Here is an 18,981-nt window from a genome sequence, read left to right as displayed (position 1 = left end):
TTCTTTTATAAATAGGTTGTGAAAGTTTCTATTAATTCTTCATTATTTTTATTTATATTACTATCAAAATATAAATCTAATATAGGAATCTTTATATTCTCTTTATACTTTTCTCTTAATATTTTTAATATTGTAGCTGTATTTTCATACATTGAACTTACAACAATAATTCCATCAATATTTTCTGCTGTAAGCAGTTTAGCAAATCTGTATCTTCCACTTCCTCCTGCATACTGTGGGAGTTTATCTTTTAGTATTTCATTAAAGCTATCAAGATCCTCATTAAATGGCGATTCTTCTCCGAAAATTAAATTAACCTTCTTAATAATTGTTTTAGCTTCATCTAATAACTTTAAATAATGTTTATTAGTTTTATTTCTCTTATTGCTAAAATCTCTATATAACATATATAGCTCTTCTGCTAATGGCTGCTTTACAACATCATAATTTTTCTTTAATCTTTTTATAAGATTATTATTTAAATAATCTTTATTGATTACCAAAGCTTCTCCTATTATAAGTAATTTTTTTCTGTCTTTTTCTTTATATATATCATTATTTAGACTTCTTAATTTTTCGCCAAAATACGAATCTGACACGTCATAATCTTTTATTGCTTTTATTAAATTATTTAAATGCATTTCTTTTTTATTTTTATCAAGTCCATTTATTAAATCTCCAATTACCAAGGCTTTAAAGAATTCCATACCAAAATCTTTATTACCTAAGTAATCTTCTATAAATGGCGCTTCAAGGTTTAACTTTTTGCCAAATTCTAATGCTTTGTACTGTATTAGCTTCCCATACTGACCAAAAGTTTCACTACCTTCATCTGTTGGAAGATATAATGTATATTCCTTATCATTATCTTTGATTTTATTTATGACTTCAGATATTAAACCAGTTAGTGAAAAATATTCCTTTCCCCTTGAAAACTGCTTTCCAATTTCAATTATATTTTCATCCACCATCTCTAATATACTCACTTTTTTATTTTTTCTTTCTAAAAAAGCTTGTAATATATTGCTGTATGGATACATATATGGAATTATTATTTCATTTTCTGATTCTATTTCCGCTTTAATATTTTTAGAATTATTAAGTTTTTTATCCTCATTAATTTCCTCAAATCCCTCAACTTCTTTTTTTAATATTTGTGCACTTTCACAATTCTTTAGTGAATTTATAAATGCCTCTACTCTTGTAATTACTCCAACTTTCGAAGAATGTTCATCTACTTCTATGTGCAAATAAGGTTTACTATCCATCTCCTTTTTAAAATAATGGGTTAGTATTGTATCTGGTCCACATCCATGATTAGTAATATATATTGGATATAAATTTTCATGTTTTTTTATAATTTTTGCTCCCATTATTATATGCTGTCCAAAAGGCCAATACATATTAGAATATTCTTCTCCTATATTCATTTCGGATGCTTCAAGATGAGTTAAATGAAGTACTTTATATCCACGTTTTATCAATTCATTTTCTATACCCATGTTTAATGCTGGATCTACTATGTTGTATACTCTACTTATCATTACAAATACTTTTTCATCTTTGTCTATTTTTTTTAAAATTTCAGTTCCTAAAGACTCAAGATTTTTTTCATATTCCATAAACTTTTTCATACCAGACATTACCGCTGCTGCTGTTTCTATTTTATTTTTTCCAAGATCTTTTCCTATATTTAATAACGTTTTAATCATATATTGTTTTCCAAAATTAAACGATAATACTGGTGATATTAATTTTATGTTTTTTTCTTCTAGATTGAATACACTTTCAATTGTCTTTGGCGAAGTCTGCATATACACACATGCATAATCTTCTCTTATATTTGAACCGGCATGCTTCATAGTATACAAGTGAGGAAGGAATATATAATCAACCTTTCTCTCTAGAAGCCAAGCTACATGCCCATTTATTAATTTAACTGGAAAACAGGTTTCTTCAAAAGAATGTTCCTGACTAAGAGCAATTATATCTTCATTAGTTGCATCTGAAAGCAAAACATTATATCCTAACTTTTTAAATATCTCATTAAACATCGGAAACATTTTATTAAGAAATAATACTCTTGGTATTCCTATTGTTTTTTTATTAGAATCTTTATTGTTTATATACCCGTCTAAGAAGTATTTTTCACCTTCATTTAAGTAATTATTATTACCATTTTGCTTTTTATCTTGCTCTTTATTTGTAAGATTTTCTTTTGTTAAAATTGCTGTTCCTAAAGCACCTGTAACACTAAAAAATTCTGGAACTATGATTTCTTTATTAAGTAAAGATCTAAAAGAATTTACAATTGCTTGATTATGAGCTATTCCACCTTGAAGGAATATTTTATTTCCAATTGGTCTGTTTCCAACAACTCTGTTTAAATAATTCTTTACTATTGAATAAGCAAGACCAGCTGAAATATTTTCAATTTTTTCACCTTCTCCAATTGTCTTACCTATATTCCCTTCAATAAAAACAGTACATCTATCTCCTAGATTACAAGGACTATCCCCTTTCAAAGCTATGTTTCCAAACTCCTCAAGACTTATTCCAAGTTTCTTAATCTGCTCTTCTATAAACGCTCCTGTTCCAGCTGCACATATTTTATTCATTTCAAAATCTTTTACTAGTTTATTTTCTATACATATATATTTTGAATCCTGACCACCAATTTCAAATATAGTATCGACATCACTACATACATTTACAGCTCCTTCTGCTTGTGCCGTAATTTCATTTACAATTAAATCTGCATTAATTAATTTTCCAATATATTCTCTACCAGATCCTGTTGTACCTATTCCTTTAAATTTAAAATCTTGACCTAATCTTTCCCTTAATATATTAAAATATTCTGCTACAACTTCTTTTGGCCTTCCATTTGTTTTAGTATAGATATAATCAATCACATTATTATCTTCATCAATAACAACAAAATTTATACTTGTTGATCCAATATCAACTCCTAAGTAACCTTCTTTTTCATTATTATTTATACAATTATGCTTATCTACACTATCATTTACTCCAAATTTATCTAACTTATTATATATAGCGCTTTTAGATTTCTCAATAATTAATTTGTCAGAAGAGTTAAGTTTATTAATGTCTATAATTAATCCTTTTTCTTCAGCTATTTTACAAGCACCAAAACATGTGAGTAGTTCAAAATTTTCTTCAATTATAATATCTTCTTCCTCTAGCTTTAATATATCTTTTAATGCTTTTACTACCCCTTTATTATTTATTACTCCTCCTGAAAGCATAATTGGCTTATTAAGATTATTTTTTTGAAGAACATTTGATTTATAATTTCTAACAAGTGCATAACATAACCCTTGTAATATATTTTCTACTTTTACCCCATCCTGCATATGATGTATCATATCAGTTTTTGAAAAAACACTGCATCTTCCAGCTATTCTTGGAATTTCTGTAGCCTTTTCTATGTATGATGATATGTCTTTTATATCAATACATAGTCTTGAAGCCTGCTCTTCTAAAAAAGAACCTGTGCCAGCTGCACAGCTTGTGTTCATAAAAAATTTCATATTCTTATTTTCTATATCTGTTATATATTTTGTCTCCTGCGCACCTAATTCTATAATAGTTTTAATATTTTCATTTTTAAATAAAGCTCCTTCAATAAGGGAAATACTATTATTAATATGATATTCTTTATTTAAATTAATTCTTGAGGATAAGCTTCCTGTTATTCCAATAATAATGCTTTTTTCTTTGTTAATTATCTTAATTTTTTCAATTAAGTCATTATAATATTTATTTATATTTCCTTTATGAAATATGTAATTACATTCAATTAAGTTATTATTACTATCTAAATAAACGTACTTAAATGTTGAATAACCAATATCTATTCCTAATTTATTCATAATACCCCTCCTTTGAAATTGATTATCATTTACTTCTTATTGATATTATAATATACTTTTATTATAAATTCTGTCTTATATAAGACACTTTAAGGAGAAATTTATGAGAGCTTTGATATTAAACCTAAAAAAATCTAATCTTTTTGCTAATAAAACAACTGAAGAATTACTTAGCTTAATAACTAAAATTGAATACAAAGTAATTAGCATAACAAAAAATGAGTATATATTTAATTCATTGACTTCAACAAAATTTATAGGTATTGTTTTGTCTGGAAAAGTTGATATTGAAAGAGTTCTTCCATATGGAAAATTAATACTTATGTCTACCAAAAAAGGTGGTGATTTATTTGGTGAGGTTGCTGTTTTTTCAGACGCTAATAATTACCCTTGTAATGTAGTTGCAAAAACTGAAAGTTCCGTTCTTCTTTTTTCTAAAGATGAATTTTTCAAGCTTCTAACATTAGACAATAGTATACTTGAAAATTTTTTAAAAATAATATCTGATAAAGCTTATTATTTAAATTCAAGAGTTGAATCTCTTTCTTTTGGAAGTACAAAACAAAAAGTTGCTTTTTCTCTTCTCAATAATTTTCAAATTGAAAAAAATTCAACTATAAAACTACCTTATAGTAAAAAACTATGGGCAGATAATTTAAATATTTCACGTGCTTCTTTATATAAAACTTTAGATGAACTATGTGAAAGTTCTATAATTTCTGTAGATAACTGCAACCTAATACATATTATAGACTTTCATAAACTAGAGAGTATTATTTTAAATTAAAACTTTTTAAAGCAAAATCTAATACTCACTCAATAAGATTCTCAAAAAAGCTAGCATTAATGTATTTTTTTATTTAGATACTTGCAGAGCTATTCGTTGAACACTATACTATATTAGGTGGCATATTCTTTACTATTAGCCAATAAGAACTCATAAAATGAGGAGGATATATATGAACAAAAAAGATGTATTGGAATTAAAAAGACGTTTAAAAAAGGACGAATGTACATTTACCAAAATGTGTGGTTGCTACGTAGATTACGAAAAAAACATAATATTAAATATCAAAGAAACATTTTTAAATTTAGACGAAATAGAATTCTTCAAATATTTAGAGGTTGCAAAAAAAACATTATCTGGGACGATTGGAAATAATCTTCTTGAACTTAACTTTCCTGCTGACGAAGAAAACATAGGCGGTAGACAGCAGTCTCTAATGGCGCTAAAACAAAGTAGATTAAAAGATGACGCTCTTCTTGACAGCTTCTATAAATTAATTATAGATAGTTATGACTATACAGGCAATTTTTTAATACTTATTTTTCATGATGCTTACGATGTTATTACTAAAACCACTGATAATTCAAAATTAGATGAATCTGAAGAAGTATATGAATACCTATTATGTGCAATATGTCCAGTATCACTTTCAAAACCAGGTTTGGGATACTTGGAGGATGAGAATCGAATTGGAGCACGTATTAGAGACTGGGTAGTTGGCACTCCAGACCTTGGATTTGTCTTTCCAGCTTTTACAGACCGTAGTACTGATATTCATTCTATTATGTATTATACAAAAGATCCAAAAGATCCACATCCAGAATTCATGGAGGCAGGACTCGGCTGTGATTCAAAACAAACTGCTACTGAGCAGAAAGAAGTATTACATACTATTATTCGTAAAGCTATTAGCAATGATGAGGAAAAAGCAGACCACATTTTCATGGAAATTCAAGAGAATCTTAATAACATGATAGATGAAAAAGATGCTGTCATTGGTAAGAATAGAGAACCTATAATTTTGACCAATGATACGATTCAAAATATTCTAGTTGAAACTGGAATTCCAGAAGAAATCACTGCAAAAATTGAAAAATCCTATGCTGAAGAATTTGGTGATACCCCTCCTGTAGTAGAAAATTTAATCGATACAAAAGCACTTGCAGCGAATGCCAAAAGAAAAAAGGAACAGGAACTTGAACAAAAAGTAGAAATACTACAACAGATGCTGAAAGAAACTAAGCACGACATTAATTTAGATTCACAGGTAAAATCAGATTCTGAACCAGATACTGATATCATATTACAGCCAGATTCTAACTTAGATGCTAAATTTAACTTAGATCCCGATTCTAACTTAGATTTAGTAATAAGTTCTAACCCTAAAGTAGAATTTGATAATCTTACTGATCAAAATTATGATGTTGTACTTCAAGTAAAACCTGAAAAAGTATCTCAAATAAAATCACAAATAATTGATGGAAAAAAATGTATTGTTATTCCTATGGATGATAATGAACAAGCTAATGTAATTGGTATAGATACGTTGCTATAATTCAATATAGATCATATTTATATATGAATCAACCTTTAAAAATTTAATATTCCAAAAATAAAAAGTGAATTTTTTTCACAAACAATCTTGTTTTCAAATTTAAACAGTTATTATCTTACAAAAAGATAACATAAGTACTATCCGTTTACCTATGCATGTGTTAAAACACTTTTTAAAGAACGAACTTTGGATACATTTTTCAATTTTACTTTTTCATCAATTTGATTAAAAAGTGATTCTATTGATTGTCTAATACGGCTTACAGCAGTAGAAACATAGCAATATAATTCTATTAGTTTTAAAATAAAATGGTTTTTCATGAATTTTATTTTGTACTAATTCTTGCTATGTTTCTTTTGTTATTTTCTAACAGTTGATTCGCATATATATTAAAATATAATTGCAAAATGAACTAATAATAACTTAGATTACTGCCTTTTTTATATTTTTAGAAATTTTAAATTAAATAACTTAAATTCTTTCCAACTATTAGCTTATTAGTAAAGCTTTATCAAATTAATTATCGTGAAGTTATCTCAAACTTATCATCTAATGGCGTATATGTGTTTGTTCCATAAGATTGAATCCAATAATAGTTTGAATTCATCATAATTGCTTCACGTGACGTAGATGTGCTTGCTGACGATGCAGCATTTCCGGTAGACTGATTATTTTTAGTTTCTTTTGGTGCATCAAATCCAAAAGAATAAAAATACCAATCTCTTGCGTATCTATGTTTACTTGATTCATTTAGAATTGAAATGAAATCAGGATGTATCTCAGTAAAATCTGTAAGTTTTTTCATATCATTATTACTATCACCAATTAATAAACTATTAATATTACTTGTCTTATATTGTTCAAACACAACACCTTTGCTCTTTAAATTTGTTACATAACTACGGCTTACTTCCCCTGTCCACTTATTATTTAAATAGCTCTTTGAATTTTTAGACCAAAATGGATCGAGTAATGCAACACGATTAGGTAATAATTTAGAAGATATATTATTCTTATCTATTTCATCGCTTATTAGTTTAGTTCCATTAATAACCACTTGTCCACCAAGAGAATGACCCGCTAATCGAATTTCACTACCAGAAAAGTTGCTCATAGCTTTTTTATAATTATCTACAAAAAGCTGTGCTACTGAAACTGTAGGTACATTATTACTTTCATAAGTACCATCTACCTTTCTCCATCTCATGCTTTTGGGTCCTGAAGTTGTCCAAATTTTGGCTTCGGCATCTTTTACTTCAGATTCATCTGAAAATTGATTCCAATAGAATATACCAACATTCCATCCCTTATCAATCCAATAATCAGCAAGATTTACATCAACTCCATACTCCCTATCCATAGTACTTGGATTAAAAGATTCCCTGTATAATTTAGTGGTAGAATCTTTTTGCCATCCATGAATATATATTATTGTTGGTTTTTTAGGATCAAAATATGGATTGCTCTGTCCTTCTACGAACTTTTCTGCTGCATTATTCTTACCATACCAATAGATTGATGCATCTAATTTTGTACCATTGCCGTCATAGCCAACTGCGTATGCCTTATAGGGTACAATCAAGCATATTAATAAAAATAATAAAGAAATAATTGATTTTTTAGTTTTTTTCATTTCTAATTCCTCCCTTTAATTTCAAATCACATCATAAGTTTACATTTTCTAGAAAGATTATCAATATATAATCTTAATTTTTAACCTAATTATTACCTTTATTACTTAATATTAACATTTAAATAAATTTTACTCGAATTAAATGGTGAAATCGAGTTGTAGTAAAAAATCTATAGGTTGTACTTGAGATGCTTATGCATCAAGATTATTACCAACTAGTTTTTGAGATCTTTGAGTAATTATTACTTCTGAATTTTTTCTTAATAACTATAATGACATTTAAATTGCGCAACAAAAACTCCTTTGTGTAATTATTTAATATTACACAAAGGAGTTTTTTATCATTTAATAAATAAGATTATTTATCTCACTATTTTACATACATTCCATTAGGAGTTTCAGCTAAATTCACTATAATATTTTTCTTTTGAGTATAACCTTCTAATATAATCTTATGAGTCTCTCTACCTATACCAGATTCTTTATATCCACCGAATGTTGCACCAGCAGGGAATGTATTATAAGTATTAACCCATATACGTCCAGTTCTTATTCCTCTAGCAACTCTTATAGCACGATTTAAGTTAGTAGTAAATACACCACCACCTAGACCATATATGCTATCGTTTGCCATAGCAACAACTTCTTCTTCTGTCTTAAATTTGATAACAACTCCTACCGGGCCAAAAATTTCTTCTCTAGCTACTCTCATATCATTAGTAACATTTGTAAGTAAAGTAGGCTTCATAAAGTACCCATTCTTAGCATCCCCTTCAACAAATCTTTCGCCTCCAGTAGCTATTTTAGCACCTTCCTGTTTACCTATTTCTACATATTTAAGAATCTTTTTCAGCTGAGCTTCACTAACTTGTGCTCCCATTTGAGTATTAGAATCTAATGGATTTCCAACTTTGACTTTTTCAAATGCAGCAATTGCTTTTTCGATAAATTCATCATAAAAATCTTCTTGTACAAATATTCTAGAACCTGCTGAACAAACTTGCCCTTGATTGAATAAAATACCTAATTGAATACCTTCTAATGCAATGTTCATATTTGCATCACTAAAGAAAATATTAGCGGACTTTCCTCCAAGCTCTAAAGTTGCAGGAATAATACGTTCCGCTGCAGCAAGTCCAATTTGCCTACCAACTTCTGTAGATCCTGTAAATGCTAGTTTATCAAGTCCCTTATGATTTTGCAAATAATCTCCGCTTCTTGATCCTTTCCCTGTAATAATATTAATTACACCATTAGGAATAACATCTTGTATTAATCTCATAAGTTCTAGTACACTTAATGAAGTAGTACTTGATGGTTTAAAAACTGAAACATCTCCAGCCGCCAGTACTGGAGCTAGTTTCCAAGCTGCCATCAAAAATGGAAAATTCCAAGGAACTATTTGACCTACAACACCGATTGGTTCACTTAATATTATATTTAGAGTATTTTCATCTATCATTGATGCAGCACCTTCATCTGCACGTATAACACCTGCAAAATATCTAAAATGATCTGAAGCTAATGGAATATCTGCTCCCGATGTTTCTCTAATTGGTTTTCCATTATCCATAGTTTCTACTGTAGCTAAATATTCTGCATTTTCATCAATAATATCAGCAATTTTATTTAATATATTTGCTCTTTCTATAGGCGTAGTTTTACCCCATGTTGCAAAAGCTTTTGTTGCAGCATTAACAGCATCATCTACATCTTTTTCTGTCGCATCTGCAATCTCAGCTAATAATTCACCAGTAGCTGGATTATAACTTTTTATTGTAGCTCCATCTGAAGCATCTTTCCATTCTCCATTTATAAACAATTTATATTTTTCTTGTAAATTAACATTCACAATAATCACCTTTTTTCTTAATATATTTTATATTTTTATTATATCATCAAAATAATTTTATACAATTAAAAATAATTATTTAACAATATTAATTATCACTATTTTTATATTTAAATATTGGAATTAGAAAATATTTATGAATAAATCAAAAAATATTTTTTATTTTAAACGCAAAAATTATCTATAAAAATGAAATGTTTGTTAAGAATTTATTTTGTAGAATTTTATAATTCTTAGAATAAATAATAAGTCAATCTGCCTCTTTGCTTGATAGAAATAGGTCAACAATAACGGTTAAGTGTGGTTAGTATACTATTTGTAAAAACATCTGTCCTACGGCTACTATTCATGGTTCTATTTGAGAACCATGAATAGAGATTTAATAGTTAATGTGTGTCATTGCACTGCCTGTTTAAAATGTTTGATTAATTATACATGGACACCAAAGGTATATGAAAGATAATAGGGTTGTGAAAAATGAGTGTGATTCTCAATAGATTTACAGGAGTTACTTTAGAAAAGTAACTCCTGTTTTATTTCTTCTTTATAAACATTACTAATTATATTGATATTATACTAAACATCAATTTTTACAATGCTCATGCAGAAGGTGATTGATTTTCAATTATCCATTTATTAATAATCAATATAGCATCTGCTTGCAATCTGTATTTTTTTAAATCAAGTCCGCTAGTGCTTCGAATTGATCCGCTGATTATCATCTGTTCAAAAGCATTTTTAGATAAATTCATTTTTTCCCTCAGCAAAGAAGATAATTTAAGCCGAGATGGATAAGAGCTTTTTATATGCAATTCTATAGGAATGTCCAAGTTAATATCTGCCTCTAATATTTTATACTTTGGAAGTCCAACTTCAGCTCCATTCCTGAGTATTAACTCTGTATCCATAGCATAGCTTTTAGCAAGTTCTCCATTGTTGCTATGGAACCCCTCTAATATTTTAGAGGTAATACTTTTAGGCTTGATACGTGAACAGATAGTCATATTCCAAGTATAATCGCAATCTGAACATTTATAGATTAACCATATATCTAAATATTTACGTTGTGCATTTATACGAAACAATCCTGAGCAAACGTACTCTGTCTTTTTACCACACTTCTTACAATACTTAATTGCAGGTGGTGAGGATATATACTGTATATCCCAGGTTACCTTTTTCATGAAAATTACTTCTTCCTATTAGAACTTAATAGGAAAGGTAACAGGTGGATTGTCACAAACTTTTTTCATCATATTCACTCCTAATCTAGTATTTTGGCTACTTAAATTGTACCATCGGAGCATACAAAGCTAAACCTTAAGGACAGTTAGTATAAGAAAATGAGCCAATACAGTAACACAACTACATTAGCTCATTTTGAAAATTAATCACTATTTTTTTTCTTTCCTTATTATCCTTTGTATACTCTTCAAAGATAAAAAGTATTTTCTAGATAAATCTTCTGAACTATGACCCGCCAAATAGTCTTCATAAATCTGTGTATTTCGATTATATAATTCTTGGCAGATAGAAGTTCTCGATCCCCATTGCTTTTTATTACCTGATTTTCTTGGAATATAGATAAAATCACCATATATATATTCCTGCACCTTTTCAAGCAGATCATTAGGGAGTATATAAATTGCTTTCTTATAGCTCATTTTGCCTCCTAAAAGTATTATTTCGATTAGGAATAGCAAAGGCCTTATTAACATATTATTTTATCTTTCAACTTCTCGTTGCAATAGCCTTTGCTATGCAATAATAACGATTGGATTAAGCATAAGCTTTCAGCCCTCCTTTTAGATAATTTTTCAAATTATAACACCATACTTATATTACCATAAATTATTCAATTCTGTCATTACAAGCTATTTTCTAAATAAAAAGTCAATACATCTCCAATATGTACTATAATAAAAATAGCTAGTAAAACTCATATATTTCACTAACTATTTTACAATATTATCCTTAACTAATCTGGAATCTTCTTATTCCTTCTATATTACCATTTTCAAAATATACCTTTTGATTGCCTTATTCTCTTTTTCCTTATTTCTTTCTCAAAATATCTAATGTATGTGCGCTTGCCCCTAACAAATCTGGTCTTTCACACGTAGAAAAATGATAATTAAGAAAAAGTTTAAATGTATCTTCATCCATCGCATTCAAAACAGGTCGCATATAATTAGCTGGTCCATCTGCTGCAATTAATTTTATTCTTTGCAGTATTACTTCCTCATTTAACTTATTAATATCTTCAATTCTTACATAATCATATAAATCTTTTGGCTCAGATATAACATGAAAATCATCATTGAGTTTACCACTTTCAATACATGAACGAATATTATTTTCCTTAAAACCATATGTTAATACACTATATTCATTCATACAATATGCTACTAAGATAACACCTCCAACTTTCGTTACTCTTTTTGCCTCTTGCAGCGCTTTTACTTTATCCTCGAATTTATATAAATGATACATCGGTCCAAACACCAACGTCATATCAAAAGTATTTTCTGAAAATCTTGATAAATCTAATGCTGTTCCCTGCTCTGCTTTTACTGTACTTTCTTTTGATTTTAAAATACCTAGATTGTGCTTCACAAGTTCAATTGCGGTAACCTCATAGCCTTCATTTGCTAATTGTACAGAGTATCTCCCTGTTCCTGCACCAACATCTAAGATTTTTGCGTTCTCATTGTTTTCTAGATATTCATGAATATACTTCATAGAAGTTAAAAACTCAACCTGCGCATATTTTCTCGTTAATCGTTTATCCTCACAAAATTTATTATAGTATTTTTCCAATTCTATTGTCATCTCTTTATGTTCCTCACCTATTATTATATTAGAAATTATTAAATACAAAAATTGTTCTTTGCGCACTTCAATTCCCATATTCTTCACTATAGAGAGCAAACCAACACTTCTTTTACGTGAAGTATTGATTTTTTAATATTTTCTCCACTAAGCTACCTTTATATTCTAACAAATATTATACTATATTGCAGTTAAAATATGAATTTTCTTTATAAATACTGAAATAGAATAGAACAAGTATGCATAAAAAAATTCATATTATTCTATGAAGCTGAGTTGTGGCGCTAATTAATTAAGTTCAATCTATAACTAATTCATTTATTAATCTCATCGCTTTGGTCTACATTGAGACAAAATGTTTCCCCTCTAAAGCTACTGTATCAATGCCTATATGAATTAAAATTTCTGCTCCATCGTTACTTTCCAGTGCAATAGCATGCTTTGTTGCAAAAAGTGCTGCAACTTTTTCATTAACTGGTGACCACCCCTTACCTTGCTAAGGTTCAATTGCTATTCCTTTACCCATTAGCTCTTGAGCAAAAGTTGGATCATTTACTTCACTAAGTGCTTTAACTTCCCCACTTAAAGGACTATATTATTTCTGATTCTTGTTTTTTATTAGCAACAACATTTTCTTCAATTATTTCTTGTTCATCTTTAAAATTAAATTTGTTCGTAATAAATTTAAACAAGCTCACCTGAAGTCATCCTTTCTATAAATAAATTTAAGCTGCATTATTAAATCAATGTCTTATAAAAATAACCTCCTCCTTGATACTTTGAATCATCATATTAATTAAAAACTAAGTTGACAGAGCCAGTAATACCAGTTGGTTCATGTATAAGATATTGTGAAAGAAAATCCTTTTGCTGCTTTTCTAAAGTATTGGTAACATCTATTATTAACTTGTTACTTCCCTCTTTTAAGCAATTACTTACATCAAATTTATAAGGTGGACATATTTTACTTCCAACATTGAACTCATTCATATAAACATCTACAATTTCATAAGCATCGGTTACTGATATAAATGCGTTATTAAAGTTCGTATTCATGTCAAAGTCTATTTCATATCTAACTGTACCTGAAAATTCAGGGTATAGGTTCGGCGTTGCTAAATTAACTAATTTGTCTAAAACTATAACACTTTCAAATTTAGGATATTTTTCAGATGTAGAGAAAGATATTTTCCAATTATCTTTGATTTCTTTAATGCCTTTAAATTCAGAATTTATTGATATAGATTCCTTAACATTTATATTATTACTAAAAACAATTATTTTAGATTCATATTTTTCAAGACTTAGTTTGAATTTGATTCCTTTCTGAGTTTTCTCAAGATTAATATCAAAAACCTTATTTTCAAAAGCATCATATACATATGCATTTGAATAAATAGGAACTTCAATCATTGTACAAATAGAATTATATGGATGTTCATTAAAGAACATAAATACATCTCCATCTTGATGATTATAATGATAATATCTTAAGTATGGCTGCTTATCATAAACTTTGATATCATAAATATCTGAATTTTTCAAATCAGTTACTAAATTATTAAGTTCTATTATCTTGCAATATTTGCTTTCTTGTAATTTTTGAAGTTCTTTATCAATATTAATACCTTCACTTGAAACTTTAGGAATATCATTTATAAAATAAATTCTAAGTCCATTTTCTAAATAAACTAATAGTTTGTCTATTAATTTTTTAGGTAATGCTTCAGAATATGGTATAATTAAACCTGAAAATGCTTCATTATTTATAGTAAGTTTTCTATCTTCAATTTTTGATAAAATCAACATATCAGCTGGTACTATATCAAAGTCAATTTGATTTTGAATTAACTCCTTAGCTGGTTTTTGAAGTAACATATACTCTCCTGACCATTCTGCTTCACCATGATAAAGAATTGCTACTGGAGCAATATGTTTACCATCTGTTAATAAGTGACTAATCTTATTTGTATAATCATTTAAAATACTCATATATTTAAATTGTGGATTTTTGCCATGAGCATAAAAATGTGGCGGACAATCTGAATCTGGAAATGCTTTTGGCGAAAATGCATGTGGTACAAAGTAATTAACTCCTCTAACAAGCATATGATCAGTTATCCATTTCATTAGTTTTAATCCTTCCCCCCATCCATAGGCCCCGAAAACTTCACACATAGTGCGTCCTTTTTTCTTTTTATCAATATGACCTAGAGATGCTCCCATTTTAGCTAATGCATAGTGAAAAAACTCACCGTCCCAGCCTGATGAAGTGAATGATTTAAAATATCCCCTATCCATTCCAGGTAATATTTGATGTAATACTACATCTATACCTGACATATCTTGTTCCCACAAACTTCTATAATAATGGCCTGCTCCATAACCTAATCTAGCATGTGCATTATTATCTTCAATTACATGCCCAATATATTCAACATTATGAGCTCTGCACCATTCACCTAACTTTTGAGTGAAATTTTCAGAATATAACTTAGTTATAGTATCCATATATAAATATCTGATCTCATTTTCTTTTAATTTTCCCTTCACCCATAACAAAGGCAAATATTTAATAATATCTTCTGAGGTATTTTTTTCTAATATACTTATCAAGTCTTCTCTCCAGGGTAATACCATATCAAATCTTCCAATCGAAGCATCTGGTCCTTTTACATTTCCAAAACGCGGTTCATCAGAAAAAAATCCTGCAATAGTAGTTCCAAAATCTTCTTTATACCTATTTAAATGTGTTTCATAAACAGTATCGATTAATACTTGTGTTCCTCTTGAATCAATTGGATTTAAATAACCTTCTGTAGACTTTTCTCCTCCTTTAAAGGTTTGTACAATAGTAAAAATTCTCCAATTACCTTCTGGAATATTAAAGTAAGCAACTCCATTGCTTATTTTATCTGATATGTCTATTAAAGTGTCCGTATCTATTTCGTCAATGTTAATTATCTTAGCTGCAATTACACCTATAATTTTATCTTCAAGGCTAAATTCATTTGTTTCCTTTTTAGAATTCTCTGCTCCAACATTCATTACATCATCTCTTGAACCATTCATTGCCCATTTAACAATTATTCCTGCATCTTTATATGGTCCAACAAAATCTTGTTGATGGATTTTTAAAAATAATTTTTGCAGATCTGGGTAATCTTTTTTTATTCTTCCATTAGCATAACCTGTTGGAAAATGAGAATCATCTAAAATCCAGACTTTCATCTCGCGTTTTCTTGCTTCATCCATAATGACATCCATATCTTCCCACCACTTAGGTCCTAGAAAATCAGGATGCGGACGTGATTCTACACATACAGCCTTTATTCCAGATTCATTAATTTTTTTCATATATTCACGCAATATGCCTTCTTCTTCACCATGCTGCCAAAAGAAAGGCATTATATAATTACTCTCTCTATTTTCTAAAACTTCATCTAATTTCTTCATATACCATTCTTTCCTTTCTTGGTACTTATCTAACACCTATTATTTATTTTTATAAAAATAAAATAACGGTTTAATCTATATTCTATTTAAAGCAATTTAGTTCTAATGATTGATATCAATAGTTTATGTTTTTCAAATATCAAAATATAAGAATATAGCTAACCAAATTTAATACAAAATAAACTTATTTCTTTTATAGCATTGAAAGTAGGAGCTTTTTATATTTGAATGAATACAAACAGATATATTCTCCTACTTTCAGTTTTGTTAATTTATTAATATTTTCTAAGCAGTTTTTTCTTTATTCTTACTATATCCAAAGATAAAAGTAAGAATAAAACCAACTACAAATCCTACTGCCGCTGAAGCAATGAGCCCATAGAAACCTGAATCTATCCCACTTGGATTAATTGCTAATGGAATTTGTAATAATCCTGAACCACCAAATGCATATAGCTTTGTTTTAAATATTCCAGCAATAGCACCTCCAATACTTCCTCCAATAATAGATATAATTAATGGTTTTTTTAGTGGCAACAATAATCCATATAACGTTGGCTCACTAACTCCAAACAAACATATTGAACCTGTTGACCATGCTAAACTCTTTTCCTTTTCTTCTCTTGATTTAAGAGCTATTGCAATTGTAGCTCCTGCCATTGCAAATTGATTTGCTGTTAACAGTCCAAGGGTTGCATCAAAACCATTTGTAGCCATATTATTTATAAATATTGGAATGAAAGTCCAATGTAATCCAAACATTACAATAAGTATCCAAGGTCCACCAAGTACTATTCCGCCTAGTACAGGATTGAAATTATAAATTGCAAAAGTAGCTTTTGATAAAAGGCCGCTTGCAAATGTTAATACTGGTCCTACTACAAAGAAAGTAAGCGGCACCATAATGACTAATAAAAGAAGTGATGTTAAAATAAATTTTAAACTTTGTGGCATTATTTTATTTAATCCTTTTTCAAGCTTTGATGCTAACAATACTGATACTATTACTGGAAATACAGATGAAGTGTAATCCAATAAATTCATAGGAAGTCCTAAAAATGTTATTCCTGTGCCAGAACCTGCTGTAGCTATAATTGTTGGATACACCATAGCTCCTCCAATTGCCATCCCAAGATATTGATTCATCTTAAAATACTTTGCTGCTGATGCTCCAAGGAAAATAGGAAAGAAATAAAATAATACATTCGCAATAGAATATAAAACTACATATGTTCCCATTTTATCTGTCAAAATACCTGAAGTAGTACAAATAGCAAGTATACCTTTTAATGTACCAGTTCCTGCTAAAATACCTAATAGCGGTGAAAATATACCAGATATCATAGATGTAAATTGATCAAATATTTTTTCTTTCTTCTTATTTTCAGTTTCTTCTGCTTCTGTTTGATCACCTATTAACTTTATTACCTCTTTAAATACATTCTCTACTTGGTTTCCAATTACAACTTGATATTGTCCTCCCTTAACAATAACAGAAATTACGCCATCTATTTTTTCAACTTCTTCTTTTTTAGGAATAGCTTCATCTTTTAATTTAAATCTTAATCTTGTAACGCAATGTATAACACTAATTACATTTTCTTTTCCACCTACAGCAGCTAATACTTCTGTAGCTACTTGTTTATGATTCATAATAAATCCTCCTAACAATAAATATAATTTCCATAAAATTAGTGATTTTTTTGGATATATTAGCTAATAAAAACTGTAATTTTTAGGTAAAACTTAAATATAGAGTCTCTAATATTTATATCTTTTAAGAAATCGTTTAATAATTTCCTTGAATAAATGATAACATTTTCTTAAACACTCTAAAATATCAAATCAACATATATTGACTGACCGATTTTAATATTATATTATACTATCTAAGGACTATCCTAGAAAGAAGGTTTAACCATGAATCATGATGAATTAGATAGAATGCTCAGAACATTAACAGAAAAAGAATTAAAATATAAATCCAATCCTGTTATATCTGAAAGATATAAAAAAATGAAAATAATGAATTGTAAAGGAGTGGATGCTTACCTATTTGATGATAATGATATGAAAATTGGCGAAAATATTACTCCTCGTAAGCATACACGGTTTGTTCAAGTACCAATGCATGTCCACACTTATATTGAGCTTAGTTATGTATATTCTGGAGAATTTTCAGAGGTAATAAAAGATAAGACTGTAAAACTGAAACAAGGACAAATATCAATTATAGATACAGGCATTCCTCATTCTATTTTGCCAACTACTGAAAATGATATTATTATAAATATATTAATGAGTAAAGAATACTTTTCAACTTCGTTTCTTAGCAGGCTATCAAGTAAAGGTATTATCTCAGAGTTTTTAATTAATGCTATCTCTGATAAAAAGGAACATGATAATTACATAATATTTAATTCCGAAAATAACAAAAAAATTCCTGATTATATAAAAGAGCTTCTTTGTGAATATTTTGATAAATCTTTATGTTCAGATGAAATAATTGATTGCTTTATGATACTTATATTTTCCGAGCTATTAAGGGTATTTCAATACGACTCTAATAAAGCTAACTCAAAATCCTCTAACAATGCGCCTATTGTAGAAATACTTCATTATTTAGAAAAAAATTATATGACATGTACTTTAACTTCCACAGCTAAACATTTTAATTTTCATCCAAACTATCTAAGTAATTTAATTAAGAAAACTACCAATAGATCTTTTTCTGAACTTATATTACTTCAAAAGTTAACTAGAGCATCAATTTTACTTGAAAATACTAATATTCCAATTTATGAAATAGCTAACGAAATAGGCTACAATAATTTAAACTTCTTTTACAAAAAATTCAGAAAATATTTTGGTGTTACACCAAACGAATTTCGAGAAAATTCTATTTTTAGCTATCATACAAAATTCAAGTAGTGATTTTCCTATGAATTATTCTTTGATAATTTATTT

The 18,981-nt window shown here is 28.4% G+C and carries 12 protein-coding genes and 1 pseudogene; 3 read left to right on the top strand and 10 right to left on the bottom strand.

From position 1 onward, the window contains the following. Nucleotides 1-5 precede the first annotated feature (5 nt). Nucleotides 6-3,899 carry an acyl-CoA dehydratase activase gene (locus CLPUN_RS14785; RefSeq protein ID WP_077848020.1) on the bottom strand — a complete coding sequence of 1,298 codons (3,894 nt, stop codon included), beginning with the start codon at nt 3,897-3,899 and terminating at the stop codon, nt 6-8. 103 nt (nt 3,900-4,002) lie between these two features. On the opposite strand from CLPUN_RS14785, the gene CLPUN_RS14780 reads away from it, so the two are divergent. Together CLPUN_RS14780 and CLPUN_RS14775 are read left to right on the top strand one after the other, a co-directional pair. Then, a complete protein-coding gene (locus tag CLPUN_RS14780) occupies nt 4,003-4,686 on the top strand; it encodes a Crp/Fnr family transcriptional regulator (RefSeq protein WP_077848019.1) in 684 nt (227 codons plus the stop codon). 172 nt (nt 4,687-4,858) lie between these two features. Further along, entirely contained in the window at nt 4,859-6,241 is a 1,383-nt protein-coding gene (locus CLPUN_RS14775) for a DUF4317 domain-containing protein (RefSeq protein ID WP_077848018.1), read from the top strand. A gap of 149 nt (nt 6,242-6,390) precedes the next feature. Here CLPUN_RS14775 and CLPUN_RS27695 read toward each other — a convergent pair whose 3' ends face one another. The 9 genes and pseudogenes from CLPUN_RS27695 to CLPUN_RS14730 all read right to left on the bottom strand — a co-directional run bounded on the left by CLPUN_RS27695 (nt 6,391) and on the right by CLPUN_RS14730 (nt 17,667). Continuing rightward, complete coding sequence (locus tag CLPUN_RS27695) at nt 6,391-6,561, bottom strand: hypothetical protein (RefSeq protein WP_158078779.1); 171 nt, start codon at nt 6,559-6,561, stop codon at nt 6,391-6,393. Nucleotides 6,562-6,761: 200 nt separating this feature from the next. After that, nucleotides 6,762-7,874 carry an alpha/beta hydrolase family protein gene (locus CLPUN_RS14770; RefSeq protein ID WP_077848017.1) on the bottom strand — a complete coding sequence of 371 codons (1,113 nt, stop codon included), beginning with the start codon at nt 7,872-7,874 and terminating at the stop codon, nt 6,762-6,764. A gap of 370 nt (nt 7,875-8,244) precedes the next feature. Beyond that, nucleotides 8,245-9,735 (bottom strand): aldehyde dehydrogenase family protein, encoded by a 1,491-nt coding sequence (locus CLPUN_RS14765; protein WP_423237302.1) that lies wholly within the window; start codon nt 9,733-9,735, stop codon nt 8,245-8,247. 590 nt (nt 9,736-10,325) lie between these two features. Further along, entirely contained in the window at nt 10,326-10,910 is a 585-nt protein-coding gene (locus CLPUN_RS14760; protein WP_077848015.1) for a DUF1062 domain-containing protein, read from the bottom strand. Nucleotides 10,911-11,120: 210 nt separating this feature from the next. Next, nucleotides 11,121-11,390 carry a CD3324 family protein gene (locus tag CLPUN_RS14755; protein ID WP_077848014.1) on the bottom strand — a complete coding sequence of 90 codons (270 nt, stop codon included), beginning with the start codon at nt 11,388-11,390 and terminating at the stop codon, nt 11,121-11,123. A 391-nt stretch (nt 11,391-11,781) separates the two neighbouring features. Then, nucleotides 11,782-12,558, bottom strand: a complete 777-nt coding sequence (locus CLPUN_RS14750; protein WP_077848095.1) for a class I SAM-dependent methyltransferase — start codon at nt 12,556-12,558, stop codon at nt 11,782-11,784. A 340-nt stretch (nt 12,559-12,898) separates the two neighbouring features. After that, nucleotides 12,899-13,093 (bottom strand): annotated as a pseudogene (locus CLPUN_RS14745) (PTS sugar transporter subunit IIA); the annotation flags it as partial. 257 nt (nt 13,094-13,350) lie between these two features. Continuing rightward, nucleotides 13,351-16,014 (bottom strand): glycosyl hydrolase, encoded by a 2,664-nt coding sequence (locus CLPUN_RS14735; RefSeq protein ID WP_077848013.1) that lies wholly within the window; start codon nt 16,012-16,014, stop codon nt 13,351-13,353. A 285-nt stretch (nt 16,015-16,299) separates the two neighbouring features. After that, nucleotides 16,300-17,667, bottom strand: coding sequence for a PTS transporter subunit EIIC (locus CLPUN_RS14730; RefSeq protein ID WP_077848012.1), 1,368 nt, complete (start codon nt 17,665-17,667; stop codon nt 16,300-16,302). 267 nt (nt 17,668-17,934) lie between these two features. Between CLPUN_RS14730 and CLPUN_RS14725 the strand changes: the two genes are divergently transcribed. Beyond that, complete coding sequence (locus CLPUN_RS14725) at nt 17,935-18,945, top strand: AraC family transcriptional regulator (protein ID WP_077848011.1); 1,011 nt, start codon at nt 17,935-17,937, stop codon at nt 18,943-18,945. The last annotated feature ends 36 nt before the right edge of the window (nt 18,946-18,981 follow it).

Source organism: Clostridium puniceum (assembly GCF_002006345.1).
Classification (GTDB): Bacteria; Bacillota; Clostridia; order Clostridiales; family Clostridiaceae; genus Clostridium; species Clostridium puniceum.
This window is presented reverse-complemented; position numbering and strand designations above follow the sequence as displayed.